General features: G+C 74.5%; 10 protein-coding genes. 8 read left to right on the forward strand and 2 right to left on the reverse strand.

All coding sequences use genetic code 11. The features are described 5' to 3' along the window. Positions 1-113 precede the first annotated feature (113 nt). Together ACF061_RS19430 and ACF061_RS19435 are read left to right on the forward strand one after the other, a co-directional pair. The gene (locus tag ACF061_RS19430; RefSeq protein ID WP_392268115.1) at positions 114-851 is read left to right on the forward strand and encodes an ABC transporter ATP-binding protein; all 738 of its coding nucleotides are present in this window, start codon (positions 114-116) and stop codon (positions 849-851) included. A gap of 127 nt (positions 852-978) precedes the next feature. Next, entirely contained in the window at positions 979-2,250 is a 1,272-nt protein-coding gene (locus tag ACF061_RS19435) for a glycosyltransferase 87 family protein (protein WP_392268116.1), read from the forward strand. Between the two features lie 53 nt (positions 2,251-2,303). Here ACF061_RS19435 and ACF061_RS19440 read toward each other — a convergent pair whose 3' ends face one another. Both ACF061_RS19440 and ACF061_RS19445 read right to left on the reverse strand, forming a co-directional pair. Next, the gene (locus ACF061_RS19440) at positions 2,304-2,972 is read right to left on the reverse strand and encodes a LuxR C-terminal-related transcriptional regulator (RefSeq protein ID WP_392268117.1); all 669 of its coding nucleotides are present in this window, start codon (positions 2,970-2,972) and stop codon (positions 2,304-2,306) included. Next, the gene (locus ACF061_RS19445; protein WP_392268118.1) at positions 2,960-4,237 is read right to left on the reverse strand and encodes a sensor histidine kinase; all 1,278 of its coding nucleotides are present in this window, start codon (positions 4,235-4,237) and stop codon (positions 2,960-2,962) included. The genes ACF061_RS19440 and ACF061_RS19445 overlap by 13 nt, the downstream gene beginning before the upstream one ends. Before the next feature lie 146 nt (positions 4,238-4,383). On the opposite strand from ACF061_RS19445, the gene ACF061_RS19450 reads away from it, so the two are divergent. The 6 genes from ACF061_RS19450 to ACF061_RS19475 all read left to right on the forward strand — a co-directional run. Further along, entirely contained in the window at positions 4,384-5,130 is a 747-nt protein-coding gene (locus ACF061_RS19450; RefSeq protein ID WP_392268119.1) for an ABC transporter ATP-binding protein, read from the forward strand. Next, complete coding sequence (locus ACF061_RS19455) at positions 5,130-7,115, forward strand: FtsX-like permease family protein (protein ID WP_392268120.1); 1,986 nt, start codon at positions 5,130-5,132, stop codon at positions 7,113-7,115. Before ACF061_RS19450 ends, ACF061_RS19455 begins: the two co-directional genes overlap by 1 nt. Before the next feature lie 152 nt (positions 7,116-7,267). Then, on the forward strand, positions 7,268-7,939 hold the full coding sequence (locus ACF061_RS19460) for a response regulator (protein WP_392268121.1): 672 nt from the start codon (positions 7,268-7,270) through the stop codon (positions 7,937-7,939). Positions 7,940-7,944: 5 nt separating this feature from the next. Further along, a complete protein-coding gene (locus tag ACF061_RS19465; RefSeq protein WP_392268122.1) occupies positions 7,945-9,333 on the forward strand; it encodes a sensor histidine kinase in 1,389 nt (462 codons plus the stop codon). A 131-nt stretch (positions 9,334-9,464) separates the two neighbouring features. After that, the gene (locus ACF061_RS19470; RefSeq protein WP_392268123.1) at positions 9,465-10,817 is read left to right on the forward strand and encodes a serine hydrolase domain-containing protein; all 1,353 of its coding nucleotides are present in this window, start codon (positions 9,465-9,467) and stop codon (positions 10,815-10,817) included. 173 nt (positions 10,818-10,990) lie between these two features. After that, positions 10,991-16,318: amino acid adenylation domain-containing protein (locus tag ACF061_RS19475; RefSeq protein ID WP_392268124.1), on the forward strand; the 5,328-nt coding region annotated here is incomplete at its 3' end.

Raw genomic sequence — 16,318 nt, forward strand, 5'->3', positions numbered from 1 at the left:
GGTGGTGGGGGAAACCCGACCTGCCACACACCTTTCAGGTCCACTGCGTCCCATGAAACGCCCTGCTGCACTGGGATACTCCAGTTCCCGACCGCGCCGAGGACACAGCCGACATGCCCCAGATCGCCGACGTTCGCCTGCCCGTCGTCCAGTTGGTCAAGGTCTCCGTGGACTACCGCGGCGCCAGGGGCGACCGGGCGGCGCTCCGGGAAGCGAGCGTCGGCTTCCCGGAGCGCACGCTGACGGCGATCGTGGGTGCTCCCGGCGCGGGCAAGAGCACCCTCCTGCGGTGCGCCGCGGGCCTGGAGCGACCCAGCCGGGGCAGGGTCTTCCGGGGCTCCCGGGAGCTGGGCGCCATGGACGAGCGGGAACTCACCGCGCTGCGGAGCCTCTTCGTCCCGCAGCGGCCCGAGACGTTCCCGACGCTCAGCACGTACGAGGACGCGGACCGGACGTCGGGCGCCGACGGCGGCGAGGCCCGGCGGACGGCCGTCGTGGAGACGCTGCGTCAAGTGGGTCTGGACGAGGAGGCCGGACTCAATCCGGCCGGGCTCTCCGCCGGGCAGCGAAAGCGCCTCGCCATCGCCCGGTGTCTGCTGATGAACCCCGAGGTCCTCTTCGTCGACGAACCGGCGGATTCACTGGACGACGCGGGCGGACGCCTGGTCATGGCCGCGCTGCGCGCGATGGTGGAGCAGGCCGGGCGTACCGTCGTCGTGGTCACCCGCGATCCGGAGGTGGCGGCCTGCGCGGACCGGGTCGTCCTCCTCGTCGGCGGCCGTGTCATCGGCAAGATCGACTGGCCGACGGCCGACGAGGTCGCCGCCGAACTCGCACGACAGCGGCCGTGAGACGACCCGCCGCACGGTCCGCCCGGACGTCGGGCGGCGCGGGGCGCGCGGTGGTGGGGGAAACCCGACCTGAAGGTCTCGACCTGGCTCTCCTGACCCGGCAGGACGCTCCCGCTGCAATGGACGGGTGCTGATTCGTCGGGCTCGACTCCGTCCGGAAAGCCGGGAACTGTGGTGCGGCGGCTGGCTCCTGGCCGCCGTGTGGGCCGCCGTCTTCCCGTTGATCACGGCCCCCGAGCCGCACCGTCTGTGGGGCGTGTCCGCCTGCCCGGCTTACCTCTGCGCGGCCGTCGCCGCGCTGTCGTCGCGCCGGTACGGCCGCGCCGTCTCGGTCTGGCTCGCCGTCGCCGGCGCCGTCGTCGTGCCCCTGGCGGTGTTCGCGCTGACCGGCACGGCCCAGAGTGAGGTCGGTGTGGTCGAGCGCTCCGGGCTGCTGACGCTGCGGCACGCCACACCGTACCTGACGGACCCCGGCTCGGTGGCCGAGGTCACCCCGTACCTGCCGGGCATGGCGGTGTTCGGGCTGCCGCGTGCGGTGCTGGGCGACGGTGGCCCGCTGCCCGGGCTCCTGGGCGACGCCCGGCTCTGGTGCGCGGCGGCGTTCGGCGGCTGTCTGTGGGCGGCGTGGCGCGCGTCCCGGCGCCGGGACGGCCGTCCACAGGCGGCCCCGGGCGGCGTGGTGGGCCGGGACGCCGTCGTCGGGTTCGTCGCCTCGCCCGTCGTGGCGCTCCCGCTCTGCGTCAGCGGCGTGGACCTGCCGCTGACCGGTCTGCTGTTCCTGGCCCTGGCGTACGCGGCGCGGCGGCGGCCGGTGGCCGCCGGGCTGGCGCTCGCCGCCGCCTGCTCCCTGAAGTGGACGGCGTGGCCCGCCGTCGCGGTGGTCGCGGCGCTGCTCGCCCACCGGGGCGGGGCCCGGGAAGCCGTGCGCGGTGCGGCCGTAGCGGTGGGGGGCGCCGTCCTGCTCGTCTCGCCGGGCGCGCTGCTGTCGCCCGGTCCGCTGGTGCGCCAGGTGTTCGCGTTCCCGATGGGACGCGGACCGTGGGAGACCCCGGCGGCCAGTCCGCTGCCGGGCCGACTGCTCGCCGGCCTCGGGCCGACCGGCTGGTACGCGGCGGCGGCGCTGCTGCTGGCCGGTGGACTGGCCGTCGCGGTGTCCCTGGTGGCCCGGCCGCCGCACGGCCTGGTCTGCGCCGCCGACCGGCTCGCCGCCGGACTGTGCGTGGCGTTCCTCCTCGCGCCGGCCGGGCGTTTCGGGTACCTCGCCCTGCCGGCCGCCCTGGCCGTGCTCGCCCGGCTGCTGGGCGGCGGCCGCCGGGAGGAGCCCGCGCCCGAGGTCGCCGTAAGGGCTGTGCCACCCGCGCGCCGGGCCCCGGTTCCGGTTCCGTGGGCCGCCCGTTGAGCGTCCGCCGTAACCTGCGTCGGCCTCCCGCCGGGCGGACGTGCGCGGTGCGGTCAGACCGGCGGGGCCTCGCGGCGCAGGTGGGCGAGGACCGCCAGGACCCGGCGGTTTCCCTCGGCCGGGTCGAGCTCCAGCTTCATGAAGATGTTGCTGGAGTGCTTGACCACCGACGCCTCCGTGATGGTGAGCCGCTGCGCGATGGCCTGGTTGTTGAGGCCCTCCGCCATGAGGGCCAGCACCTCCCGCTCGCGGGGCGTGAGGCGCCGCAACGGCTCGTCGGCGGTCCGCTGCTGCAACAGCACCCGGACCACCTCCGGGTCGATCACGGTCTGTCCGCCGGCGACCCGGTCCAGCGCGTCGAGGAAGTCGGTGACCTCCCCGACCCGGTCCTTCAGCAGGTACCCGAGCCCTCCCTCGGCCGACGAACCGCCGCTGAACAACTGGGTCGCGTAGGCCGTGGCGACGTACTGCGACAGCACCAGCACCGGTAGGCCCGGGTGCCGGCCGCGCAGTTCGAGCGCCGCCTTCAGCCCCTCGTCGCGGAAGTCCGGCGGCATGCGCACATCGGTGATGACCACGTCCGGCCGGTCGGCGTCCACGGCGCGCGCCAGTTCACCGGCGTCGCCGACGGCGGCGGTCACCTCGTGCCCGACCCGGGACAGCAGTTCCACCAGACCGGCGCGCAGCAGGACGGAGTCCTCGGCGAGCACTACGCGGCGCACGGCACCTCCACCCGCAGTTGCGTGGGTCCGCCGACCGGACTTGTCACGACGAGTCTCCCTTTCAGAATGGCCACCCGGTCCGCCAGCCCCTGGAGGCCGGCTCCGGCGGCCGGGTCCGCGCCGCCGCGCCCGTTGTCGGTGATGAGCAGGACCAGCCTGTCGTCGCGCAGCCGGCCGACGACGGCGACCCGGTCGGCCCCGCTGTGCTTGGAGGCGTTGGTCAGCGCCTCGGTGACGGTGAAGTACGCCGTCGTCTCGACGGCCGGCGGCAGCCGGTGCGGCAGATCGACGTCGACGGTCACCGGGACGGGGTTGCGCAGGGCGAGTTCGGCGAGGGCGGCGGGCAGCCCGTGGTCGGTGAGGACCTGGGGATGGATGCCGCGCACCAGGGAACGCAACTGGTCCAGCGCCTGGCGGGCCTCGCCGCGGGCGCGGGCGACGAGCGCGGTGGCCGGCGAGTCCTGGCCGCGCAGCTCCAGTTCGGCCAGGCCCAGGGTCATGCTGAGCGCCACGAGCTGCTGCTGGGCGCCGTCGTGCAGATCGCGTTCGATGCGCCGCCGCTCGGCTTCGAAGGCGTCGACCAACCGGGCGCGGGAGCGGGTCAGTTCGATGACCCGGCTGCTCAGGTCCTCGTCCCGCGCCGACAGCAGGGACTGGGCGACCCACACCTGCGCGCCGGTGAGCAGCCCGCCCACGTACACCGAGACGAGCAGTCCGAGCAGGCCCGCGGCACTGCCCGGCAGGGCCGCGACGGGGTCGGAGATGGGCCGGCCGGGCATCAGCATCACCGTGTCGGGGGCGATCGCCCACACGATGACCGGCGTCGCCGTCAGCATCACCGACAGCCCGAGCAGGGCGGTGAAGCCGATCCCCGTGGCGGTGAAGACGACGCCCAGGGCGAGGGTGTACCCCAGTTCCCGCCAGGTGGCCCGCTCGCGCAGCCGGGTGCGCAGCCACGGCCAGGCGCCCGTGCCGGGCAGGGAGCCGTGCGGGTCCAGGAGGGGCTCCGGTTCGACGAGCCGTAACCGGCGCCGCTCCAGGGCGGCGACGGGGATGCCCGAGACGGCGACCCCCATGAGGACGAGCAGTCCGACGCCCAGCACGGACAGGCCGACGCCGGCGAAGAGGAGGGCGGCCAGCAGGAGGAGCGTGACGGAGCCCATGACGGTGCCGCTCACCAGGAACGCCCAGCACCGCGGCGGCCAGGTGGAGAGGGCGAAACGCAAGGGCCGCCGTCGCATGGCCTCCCAGACGGCGACGGTCATGGTGGCTGTCCCTCCGGGGCGGCGCTGCGGGTCCACCGGTTACTCTAACCGGCCGCCGCGCCCCGGCGGATGGTAGGGAAAACCCGCCCCCCAGGTCTCCGCGCAGGCCCACTGACCTGGGCGGCCCGCTCTGCTGGACTGGGAGCATGTCACTGCTCACCGATATCCAGCTCCCCGCCGTCCAGCTGGCCGCGGTCTCCAAGAGCTATCCGGGCGGCGCGGGACGCGTCCCGGTCCTGCGGGAGGTCAGCCTGGGCTTTCCGCAGCGGGCGCTGACCGCTGTGATGGGCCCGTCCGGCTCCGGCAAGACGACGCTGCTGAACTGCGCGGCCGGCCTGGACCGGCCCGACAGCGGCAAGGTCCTCCTGGGCGACACGGACCTCGCCGCCTGCGACGAGCGGGAGCTGACGGCGGTGCGCCGCGGCCGGATCGGCTTCGTCTTCCAGCAGTTCAACCTGCTGCCGATGCTGAACGCGTACGAGAACGTGGCGCTCCCGCTGCGGCTGCGCGGCGGGTCCGTGAAGCGGACCCGGGTCATGGAGGCGCTGCGCGAGGTGGGGCTGGAGGACAAGGCGGACCGGCGGCCCGCGCAGCTCTCCGGCGGCCAGCAGCAGCGCGTGGCGATCGCGCGGACGCTGGTGGCCGAGCCGGAGATCGTCTTCGCCGACGAGCCGACCGGTTCCCTCGACCGGCGCAGCGGTCGGCAGATCATGGAGCTGCTGCGCGCCGTGGTCGACCGGTCGGGGCGCACGGTCGCCATGGTGACCCACGATCCGGCGGCCGCGGCCTGCGCGGACCGGGTGGTGTTCCTCTCGGACGGCGAGGTCGTCGGGCGGCTCGACCACCCCACGGCCGACGCGGTCGCCCGCCGGCTGAGCCTGTGGGAGCGGTGATGTGGCGGATCTCGGTGCGGTCGGTCCGGCACTACTGGGCCCTGTTCGCCGGTACGTTCGTGGCCCTCGCGCTCGGCGTGGCGCTGATCGGGGTGTCCGCCTCGGCGCTGGCCGCGACCTGGGCGGTGCCGGCGTCGTCGGGTGGCGACCACCCGTCGGTGACGCTCACGGACGGCGCCGGCCGGCCGCACACCCTCTCCAGCGGTGACCTGGACCTGGGCGGGGTGCAGAGCGTGCTGGCGTTGGCCGGGGTGGTGTCCGCGTTCGTGACGGTGTTCGTCATCGCCGGCACCTGCGCGTTCGGCATCGCCCTGCGCCGTCGCGACATGGGGCTGCTGCGCCTGGTGGGCGCGGGCGGGCCGCAGGTGCGCCGGATGGTGCTGGGCGAGTCACTGGCGGTGGCGGTGCCCGCAGCCCTGGTGGGGTGCGCGGTCGCCGCCGCGGTCGCGCCGGTCGCCGTTCAGGCGCTCGACGGCACCGGCCTGTCCCCGGTCGATTTGCGACAGGGACCGTTGCTCTGGCCGCTTCTGTTCGCGGCGGGCAGCGGCCTGCTCATGGCCGTGCTGGGATCGCTGGCCGCGTCGGGGCGGGCCGCCCGGGTCGGCCCGGCGGAGGCGCTGCGCGAGGCGGACCTGGACGCCCGGACGATGACGGTGGGGCGCGCGGTGACGGGCGTGCTGACGCTGGTGACCGGTGCGCTGATGCTGGCGCTGGCCCCCGGCGCCGGGGCGGAGGCGGCGACTCCGCTGGCGCTGTTCGGCTCGATGGCGCTGGCCGTCGCCGCCACGCTGCTGGGGCCGGTGTACCTGCCGCCGCTGCTGAGGCTGCTGGCGCTGCCGCTGCGCTGGGCCGACCCGGTGGCCGGGCGGCTGGCCGCGGAGTCGGCGCGCACCTCGCGGCGGCGTACGGCGTCCCTGGTGGGGCCGGTGCTGGCGATCCTGGCGATCGTCGGCTCCTTCACCACGGTGCTGTCCACCACGGGCGCGGCGTCGGAGGCGGACGACCGGGCACGTACCGTCGCGCAACTCGTCGTGGAGCCCGCCCGGGGCGACGCGCTGAGCGCGGCCGACGTGGCGGCGCTGCGGGCCGACCCGAGGGTGGCGGTCGTCTCGGCGCCCGCCGAGCTGGAGGTGGCGGTGGCGGGACCGGACTCGGTGTGGCGGGAGCAGGCGGCGGTCGCGGACCCGGCCGCGCTGGCCCGTACCCACCGGATCACCGTGGCCGGCGGTTCCCTCGGTCCGCTCCGGCCGGGAACCGTCGCCGTGTCACGGGAGTTCGCCGACTGGTACGGGCACCGCGTCGGATCGACGGTGACGTACGGGCTGTTCGGCGGCCGGCCGGTCAAGGCCCGCGTGGTGGCGGTGCTGGACGGCGGGTCGGCCGTGCCCTCGCTGGTGCTGCCGCCCGGTTCGCGGGGCGCGGCCGCGGCCCCGGCCCGTGCCGACGTGCTGCTCGGCGCGCGGGCCGCGGGCTCGGCGCGGGCGGTGGCCGCCGAGCTGACCGCGCGGGTGGGCGCGGACCGGGTCCGGGTGGTGCCGTCGGCGCGGTGGTTCGCGCAGGCCTCGACCGACCAGGACCGGCTCAACCGGCTGGTGCTGGCGGTGCTGACGGTGCCCGCGTCGCTGTACGCGCTGATCGCGGTGGCGGGCACGCTGGTGATGTCGTACAGCCGGCGCGGACGGGAGATCGCGGGCATGCGGATGCTCGGCGTCAGCGCGGGTCAGGTGCGCCGGATGGCGCTGTGGGAGACGCTGTCCACCTCCGCGCTGGGCGTGCTGGTCGCGGCGGCGGTGGTCGCGGCGGGGGCGCGGGCCTACCAGGGGGCGCTCACGGTGTTCGGTGGCCGGGCGCCGCTGAGCGTGGAGTGGGGGATGCTCACGGCGCTCACCGCGGCGTGCGTGCTCATGGGCGTGGTGGTGAGCCTGGCGGCGACCGGCCGTTTGCTCCGGCAAGCCGGGGTCGCGATGATCACTTCCCGCCAGTAGCCCGTCCGGCCCGTTCTCACGCGGCGCTCGGCGTAGCGTCACCCATCGGGGGGCACCTATGCTGATAGCCCCCCACACGGCTTCAATTCCCTTCACCATTGGGCGGCTCATGCCCGGCGGGGTTGGCACGATCCTAACGAGCAGGAGTCTCCATGCGCGTCGCGATCGCCGAGGATTCCGCGCTCTTGCGAGCCGGAATGGCGAGGCTGCTGGCGGACGAAGGAATCGAGGTGGTCGCTTCGCTGAGCGACACCACGGGGGTTCTGGAAATGGTCCGGACCACCCGGCCGCATGTGGTCATCATGGATGTGCGCATGCCGCCCACGTTCACGGACGAGGGCATACGCGCCGCCCTGGAGATACAGAAACTCGGCACGGGCACCGCGGTGCTGCTGCTTTCCCAGTACGTGGAGCCCACCTACGCCGAGGAGCTGGTCCGGGACGCGCCGGCGGGAACGGGTTATCTGTTGAAGCAGCGCGTCGGGGACTTCGAGGAATTCCTTTCCGCCCTGCACCGGGTGGGGCGCGGGGAAACCGTCCTGGACTCCGATATCTTCAAACAGTTCGTCGGCAGTCCGCGTGAGAAGCGCGCCACCGAATTGCTGACGCCGCGCGAACGCCAGGTGCTCGAACTCATGGCGACGGGGCTGACGAACAGCGGGATCGTGAACCGGCTCGGTATTTCCGAACGGGCGGTGGAGAAGCACGTCACATCGATCCTCGGCAAGCTGCGGATTCCCAACTCGGGCGAGAACCACCGCCGGGTGCTGGCGGTACTTGAGTATCTGCGGGGCATGGAAAGGCTGAAGGACAGATCCGACTGAGCGGCATGGCCCGTAGCCCCGTGACACTCCCGGCTCCCTACCGTGTGGTCGCCGACCTGTTCTACCTCTCCGTGGGCAGCCTGGTCGGCCTGTTGCTGGCCCCCCTCCTGGCGGCCGCCCTGGCGCTGCGCGCCGTCTCCTGGCTCCTGTTCGTCGGCCTGCCGACGGTGGGGATCGTCGCCGTGCGCGGTAGCGCGGCGGCCATCCGGTGGACCGTTCCGGCGGCGCGGCGGCGGCCGTCCAGGACCGATCACGCCCTGGCGGAGGTGTTGCGTCAGGTGCCGGCCCGGTGGGCGGTCCTGCGCGAGGGCATGTCGTTCAGCCTGCCGCTGCTGCGGGCCGTCGCCGACCTGGAGCGCCTGCTCGCCCACTCGGTCCTCGGCGACCACGGGGACCCCTCGCACCGGTCCGCCGAGGAGACGGAACGTGAGCGCCGGTCCCCCGAGGCGGGCTGGGACGACGTCGGCTACCTCGGACTGCTGCTGCTCGGCACCGTCTGGCTGCTGCCGTTGGCGGCCCTGGTGTTCCCGGTCATCACGTTCGCCGTGGCGCTGCCCGTCGGGCCGCCCGAGCAACTGGCGTTCGGGCCCGGCGTGACCGTGGTGGTGACCGGGGCGCTCACCCGCCTGGCGGTCGCCGCCGCGTCCATGGCGGTCTTCTCCGCGCTGCTGGGACTGCTCTTCTGGATGGGCAAGCTGCGGGCCCGGATGGTGCGGCGCATCCTCAGCCGCTTCGACGAGGCCGAGGCGCGGTTGCGGGGACAGGCGGCCGAACGCCAGCGCATCGCGGCACTGCGGGTGAACGACGCCGATTACCGCCGGCTGGAAAGGGATCTGCACGACGGGGCACAGGCGCGCCTGGCGGTTCTGCTGATGCACCTTTCGCACGCGAAACACCGCCGGAGCGACGACGCGGAGTACCTGGCCGGACTCATCGACGAAACCCATCAGGAAATCGGCAAGGCGCTCGACGAGATCCGCGACCTGGTACGCGGAATCCAGCCGCCCATTCTGAGCGACCGCGGTCTCGACGCGGCCGTCACGGCATTGACGGAGCGGTTCCACGTTCCCGTGGTCGTGTCCAGCGCTCTCGAGCGGCGCCCGGATGTGAATGTGGAGTCGACCGCTTACTACATCGTCGCGGAATGCCTGGCGAACACGGTCAAGCACGCGTCCGCCACGCGCATTCACGTCCGTCTGGAGGAGCGGGACAACCAGCTCGTCGTCTCGGTGACGGACGACGGCTCGGGCGGCGCCTCGCTGACCGCCGGGACGGGCCTGCGCGGGCTGGAGGACCGGGCGGCGGCACTCAACGGGCGACTGGACGTCAGCAGTCCGCCCGGTGGACCGACGACGGTGACCGCCGCCCTCCCCTGGTCAGTGCACCCCATCTGACCTGTGAATTTTCCTTAAATCGAAATCTCTTGCCCTTTCTCGAACACGTGCTTGAGGATGAGTGGGTACGGCTACCCGCACCCACTCGGTACGGGTAGCCGTACCCGTGGGGCTCGACACGAGGGGGAGACGTGGAAGCGCATCTTGCGGCTCTGGCGGCGGACCGGCTGCGCGGTCTCGCGCACGGCCACTCCGTTCCCGGCGCCCAGCTGACCGTCCATCGGGCCGGGGAGAGCCTGTCGGTGGCCACCGGCGTGACGCGGGCCGGCACGGCCCGGCCGGTGACCGCGGACACCGCTTTCGCCCTGGGTTCGGTGACCAAGGCGTTCACCGCCACCGTCATCGCCCAGCTCGTCGGCGAGGGCGATCTCGCATGGGACGAACCGGTCGCCGAATACCTGGCGGAATTCGACGGGGCGGTGGACACGAGAATGTCCGCCATCACCCTCAGACACCTGCTCAGCCACACCGCCGGACTGGTCGCCGACCATGAACTCGACGACGCCGGGGAATCCTCCCTGGCGCGTTACACGGCGAGCGCCGCGATGACACTCCCCCTGTACGAACCCGGTCACCGCTTCTCTTACTCGAACACCGGCTACAACGTTGTCGGACGCGTCATCGAGACGGTCGGCGACATGAAGTGGCAGGCGGTCGTGGAGAATTCCCTCTTACGGCCGCTCGGCATCGAGCCGGTGTTCCTGACCGGCGGCCGCGCCACCGGTCCGCGTGCCACCGCCGACGGCCACGCCGTGCGGCCGGGCCGGGAGCGCACCCCCCACCCCGTCGGCCTCCACCTGCCGCCCGGCTGGGCGCCGGCGAGCGGACTCGCCGGCAGCGCCGACGACCTGGTCGCACTCGCCGCCCTGCACCTGGGCGCCCACCCCGACGCGGACACCCTGCTGCCCGCCGGGGAGCGTGCCGAGGTGGCCGCCCGGGTGCCCGCCGCCGACGCCTTCGGCATGGCCGACGGGTGGGGCCCGGGCCTGGCCCACTACGCCTCCCCCGACGGCCCCTGGCTCGGCCACGACGGCACCGCCGACGGCGGCAGCGCCCATCTGCGGTTCCACCCCGGCACCGGCACCGCCGTGGCTCTGACCACCAACGCGACCACCGGCACCCTGCTGTGGGCGGACGTCGTCGACCTGCTGAGGGAGCACGGCATACCCGTGGGCGACCACCGTCCCGCGCTCTCCGCCGCGCCCGCCGCGACGACCGGCCTGGACCGCTTCACCGGTGACTACCGCAACGGCGACACGCGCTTCGCCGTCCGCGCCCGCCACGACGGCGCCGCCCTGCGCCTGACGGACGCCACCGGGCTCACCGCCGACCTGGCGCTCCACGACGACCTGACGTTCACCGCGCGGCGCACGGACGCCGACACCGCCCCCTACACCGGCCGGTTCGTCGCCGAACCCGCCACGGGCGACGTCGTCCTCATGCAGCTCGGCGGCCGCTCCGCCCTGCGGACGACGGCCGCGTAACCACGCAACCCCGCCTCACCCGCCCCGGTCGCCGCGCCCCGGTCACCCGGCGCCGCGCCCCGGCGGGACCCCGACGGACGCCGCTGTGCTCCGTCCTTCCGACTTCCCCGGCTTCCGCGCCCCAGCCCTGGCCCACCCGTGCCCGGAAGCCGCCCTTTCCTGGAGGTACAAACGTGGCTCGCGCCGACGTGCCGGTGAACCGGGCAGTCCCCGACCAGATCGCGTTCTGGCGGACCCGACTGGACGGCGCCCCGTCCCTGGAGCTGCCGGCCGACCGGCCGCGCGCGGTCGTCCGGTCGACCACCACCGCACTGCACACGTGTGAGCTGCCCGCCCCCGCCGCCCGGGCGCTGGCGGAGCTGGCCGAGCGCCACGCCACATCGGGCACGGCCGTCCTCGCGGCCGCCGTCACCGCCCTGCTCACCCGCTACTCCGGGCAGGAGGACACCGCGCTCGGCACCGTCTCCCCGCGCACCGGGCACATGGTCGTCCTGCGCACCGGCGTCGACACCGCGGCGCCCTTCACGGACCTGCTGCGCGACACGGGCCGCGCCCTGGACGACGCCCTCGCCCACGACGGCGTCCCCTTCGCCGACCTCGTCGAGGCGCTGGCCCCGGCACGGGACACCAGCATCACCCCCTTCGTCCAGGCCGTCGTCGCCGACCTGGACGAACTCACCCCCGCACAGCGCGACTTCGACCCGCTGGACCTGACCTTCGAGGTCTCGGCCGCCGAGCGGCGTCTGCGCGTCCGGTACGGCACCGCCCTGTTCGATCAGGCCACGGCCGCCCGCCTCGCGGACCGGCTGACGGTGCTGCTGACCGGCGCCGCCGAACGCCCCGAGGCGCCCCTCACCGCCCTGCCCCTGCTCACCGACGGCGAGTTCGAGCAGGTCGTACGCGTCTGGAACGACACCGCCCGGGAGGTGCCCACCGGCACCTTCCCCGAGCTGTACGCCGCCCGGGCCGCCGCCCGCCCCGACGCCGTCGCCGTCATCGACGAACACGGCTCGGTCACCTACCGCGAACTGGACGAGCGGGCCAACCGGATCGCCCACCACCTGATCGCACACGGCGCCGGGCGCGACCAGTTGGTCGGCCTGTGCGTCGAGCGGGACGCCGGTATGGCCGCCGGACTGCTCGGCATCATGAAGGCCGGCGCCGCCTACCTGCCGCTCGACCCCTCCTACCCGGCCGACCGGCTCGCCTACATGCTCCAGGACTCCGGCGCCCGCCTGGTGGTCACCCAGACCGAGCTTCGCGACCGGCTGCCGGACACCGCCGCGACCCTGGTCGACCTCACCGGCGACCGGGCCGCCCTGGACGCCCACCCGGCCACCGCGCCCGACGTGGCGCTCGTCCCGGAGGACCTGGCGTACGCCATCTACACCTCCGGCTCCACCGGCCGGCCCAAGGGCGTCCTCGTCTCCCACCGCGGCATCGGCAACCTGGCGGCCGTCCAGGCCGAGGCGTTCGACGTGACCCCCGGCAGCCGCGTCCTGCAGTTCGCCTCCGCCAGCTTCGACGCGGCGTTCTGGGAGGTCTGCATGGGCCTGCTGACCGGCGCCGCCCTGGTCATGGGCTCCAAGGAGACCCTCGCCCCCGGCGAACCGCTGGCCGCCTACGCCGCCGGACACGGCGTCACCCACGCCACCCTCACCCCGGCCACCGTCGCCGTCCTGCCCGAGGGCCGCGGGCTGCCCGCCGGCGCCACCCTCGTCGTCGCCGGCGAGGCCAGCACCGCCGACCTGGTCGCCCGCTGGTCACGCGGCCGGCGCATGGTCAACGCCTACGGGCCCACCGAGACGACCGTCTGCGCCACCATGAGCGCCCCGCTCGGCGGAGCGGCCGTCCCGCCGATCGGCACGCCCATCGCCAACTTCCGTGTGTACGTCCTCGACGACGCCCTGCGCCCGGTCCCGGCCGGCGTGCGCGGCGAGCTGTACATCGCCGGCGTCGGCCTCGCCCGCGGCTACCACGGGCGGCCCGGCCTCACCGCTGAGCGCTTCGTCGCCAACCCGTACGGCGAGCCCGGCGAACGCATGTACCGTTCGGGTGACGTGGCGCGCTGGAACGCCGACGGCACCCTGGAGTACCTGGGCCGCGCCGACGACCAGGTCAAGGTGCGCGGCTTCCGCATCGAGCTCGGCGAGATCGAGAGCGCCCTCGCGCTCCACCCCGACGTCGCCCAGGCCGTGGTCGTCACCCACAACACCAATCTGCTCGCCTACGCGTCACCGTCCGGCACCCGCCGCCCCTCCCCCGGTGAACTGCGCGCCCACCTCGCCGAGAGCCTGCCCGACCACATGGTCCCGTCGGCGATCGTGGTGCTGGACACCCTGCCGCTCACCCCGAACGGCAAGGTCGACCGCAAGGCCCTGCCCGCCCCGGCCACCGTCCAGGAGAGCGCCGGCGCCGACCGGACCGCTCCGCGCGACGCCGTCGAGCAGACCCTCGCCGGCGTCTGGTCCGAGGTCCTCGGCATCGAGGACATCGGCGTCCACGACGACTTCTTCGATCTCGGCGGCAACTCCATCCTGTCCGTCCGCGCCGTCTCCCGGATGCGCGCCGCGCTCGGCATGACCCTGTCGCCGCGCATCCTCTTCGACACCCCGACGATCGCCGGGCTCGCCGCCGCCGTCGCCCCCGACGAGGCCGCCGAGGAGCCGTCCGTCCCCGTCGTCCCGCGCGACGGCGCCCTGCCCATGTCGTACGGGCAGCAGCGACTGTGGTTCCTGGCCGACTTCGACCCCGGCAGCACCGAGTACCACACCGCGACCGGGCTGCGCCTCACCGGCGCCCTCGACACCGGAGCGCTGCGGGCCGCCGTCGCGGACCTCACCGACCGGCACGAGTCGCTGCGCACCACGTTCGGCGTCGTCGGCGGACGCGGCGTCCAGGTGGTCCACCCGCGGCTCGCTCCCGAGTGGCGCACCGAGGACCTGACCGGCCTCGCGCCGGGGCCGCGCGAGGACCGGCTGCGGGACCTCGTCCGCGCCGAGACCGGCCGCCCCTACGACCTGACGGCCGGGCCGCTGGTCCGCGTGCTGCTGGTGCGCCTCGCCGACGACGAGCACGTGTGCGTCCTCGGCATGCACCACATCGTCACCGACGGCTGGTCCATGGGCGTCGTCACCCGCGAGCTGGGCGAGCTCTACACCGCCCGCACCGAGGGCCGCGCGCACCGGCTGCCCGAAGTCACCGTCCAGTACCCGGACTTCGCCGCCTGGCAGCGCGGCCGCCTGGAGGGCGGCGGGCTGCTCGACCGGCGCCTCGACTGGTGGCGCGAGCGCCTGGCCGGCATCGCCCCGCTGGAACTGCCCACCGACCGGCCCCGCCCGGCCGTACGCTCCTCGGCCGGCGCCGTGTACGCCTTCCCCGTCCCCGACGGCACCGCCACCGCCCTCAAGGAGCTCGCCCGGCGGCACGGCGCGACCCTCTTCATGGCGCTGACCGCCGCCGTGCAGACCGTCCTCGCCCGCTGGTCGGGCCAGGAGGACGTCGCCGTCGGCACCGCCTCCTCCGGCCGCGACCACCGCGACCTGGAGAACCTCGTCGGCTTCCTGGTCAACACGGTGGTCCTGCGCTCCCACGTCGACCCCGGCATGTCGTACGCGCAACTGCTGGCACGGCTCAAGGAGACCGTCCTGGAGGCCTTCGCCCACCAGGACGTGCCCTTCGAACGCCTGGTGGACGCCGTCGGCGCCGCGCGTGACACGAGCCGCACCCCGCTCGTGCAGGCCATGGTCGTCCTCCAGAACGCGCCCGGCGAACCCGTCCGGCTGCCCGGCGTGCGCGCCGTGGACCACCCGGTGCCCCGGGAGGCCGCCCCGTTCGACCTGACCGTCGAGTTCTTCGAGACCGACCAGGGCCTGACCGCCCGGGTGGGCTACAGCACCGCCCTGTTCGACGAGGCGACCATCGCCCGCTTCGCCGGGCACCTGACGACCGTGCTCGCCGCCGCCACGGCCGAGCCCGACCGGCCGCTGGCCACCCTGCCGATGCTGACGCCGGACGAGTTCCGGCAGGTCGTCACCGGCTGGAACGGCCCGGTGCGCCCCGCACCGGCCGACACCTTCCCCGAGCTGGTCGCGGCGGTCGCGCGGCGCCGCCCGGACGCGCCCGCCGTGGAGGACGCGCACACCGTCCTCGGCTACCGGGAGCTGGACGAACGGGCCAACCGGCTCGCCCACCACCTCACGTCCCTCGGCGCCGGTCCCGGCACGTTCGTCGGCCTGTGCCTCGAACGCGGCGTGGAGACGGTCGTCGGCCTGCTCGGCATCATGAAGGCCGGCGCCGCCTACCTGCCGCTCGACCCCGGCTACCCGGCCGACCGGCTCGCCTTCATGCTCCGGGACTCCGGCGCCCGCCTCGTCGTCACCCGCACCGAGCTGGTGCGGCGCCTGCCGGACACCGGCGCCGTGATCGTGGACCTCGCCCGGGACGGCGACGCGCTCGCCGCGCTGCCCGCGACCGCGCCCGAACCCGGCCCGCGCCCCGACGACCTCGCGTACGTCATCTACACCTCCGGCTCCACCGGCGCTCCCAAGGGCGTCCTCGTCCCGCACCGCGGCATCGGCAACCTCGCCGCGGCCGAGATCGAACGGCTGGCGGTCGACGAGGACAGCCGGGTCCTGCAGTTCGCCTCGTCGTCCTTCGACGGCGCCGTCATGGAGGTCCTGATGGCCCTCCCCGCGGGCGCCACCCTCGTCCTGCCCCCGCACGGCCCGCTCGTCGGCGAGGCGCTCCAGACGTTCCTGCGCGAGCGCCGCGTCACCCACACGCTGCTGGCGCCCTCCGCCGTCGCCACCCTGACGCCGGACGGACTGGACGGCCTGCGCACCCTCGTCATCGGCGGCGAGGCCGGCACCGGCGACCTGGTGGCCCGCTGGTCACCCGGCCGGCGGATGGTCAACGCCTACGGGCCGACCGAGTCGACCGTCGTCGCGACCATGAGCGCGCCGCTCACCGGCGGGGCCCTGCCCCCGATCGGCACGCCGCTGCCCAACACCCGGGTACGGCTGCTGGACGCGGCGCTCCAGCCGGTGCCCGTCGGCGTGCCAGGCGAGCTGTACATCGCCGGCCCTCACCTGGCGCGCGGCTACCACGGACGGCCGGGCCTGACCGCGGAGCGGTTCACGGCCGACCCGTACGGCGGGCCGGGCGAGCGGATGTACCGCTCCGGCGACGTGGCCCGGTGGCGGGCGGACGGCAGCCTGGAGTACCTGGGCCGCGCCGACGACCAGGTCAAGCTGCGCGGCTTCCGCATCGAGCTGGGCGAGATCGAGACGGCCCTGGGCCGCCACCCGGACGTGCGGGACGCGGTGGTCGTCGTCCACCGCGACGAGGCCGGCCGGGGGCGGCTGGTCGCCTACCTGGTGGCCGACCGCGAGCTGTCCACCGGTAAGCTGCGCTCCCATCTGTCCGGTTCGCTGCCGGACTACATGGTGCCCGCGCTCTACGTGCCACTGGAACGGCTGCCCCTGACCCCCAGCGGCAAG

This window comes from Streptomyces sp. NPDC015220, assembly GCF_043079345.1.
In the GTDB taxonomy this organism is placed as follows: domain Bacteria; phylum Actinomycetota; class Actinomycetes; order Streptomycetales; family Streptomycetaceae; genus Streptomyces.

Bases quoted from the DNA above. Each gene is read 5' to 3' on its own strand.
- ACF061_RS19430 (WP_392268115.1), top strand. From the start codon at position 114: ATGCCCCAGATCGCCGACGTTCGCCTGCCCGTCGTCCAGTTGGTCAAG.
- ACF061_RS19455 (WP_392268120.1), top strand. From the start codon at position 5,130: ATGTGGCGGATCTCGGTGCGGTCGGTCCGGCACTACTGGGCCCTGTTC.
- ACF061_RS19445 (WP_392268118.1), bottom strand. From the start codon at position 4,237: ATGACCGTCGCCGTCTGGGAGGCCATGCGACGGCGGCCCTTGCGTTTC.
- ACF061_RS19460 (WP_392268121.1), top strand. From the start codon at position 7,268: ATGCGCGTCGCGATCGCCGAGGATTCCGCGCTCTTGCGAGCCGGAATG.
- ACF061_RS19465 (WP_392268122.1), top strand. From the start codon at position 7,945: ATGGCCCGTAGCCCCGTGACACTCCCGGCTCCCTACCGTGTGGTCGCC.
- ACF061_RS19450 (WP_392268119.1), top strand. From the start codon at position 4,384: ATGTCACTGCTCACCGATATCCAGCTCCCCGCCGTCCAGCTGGCCGCG.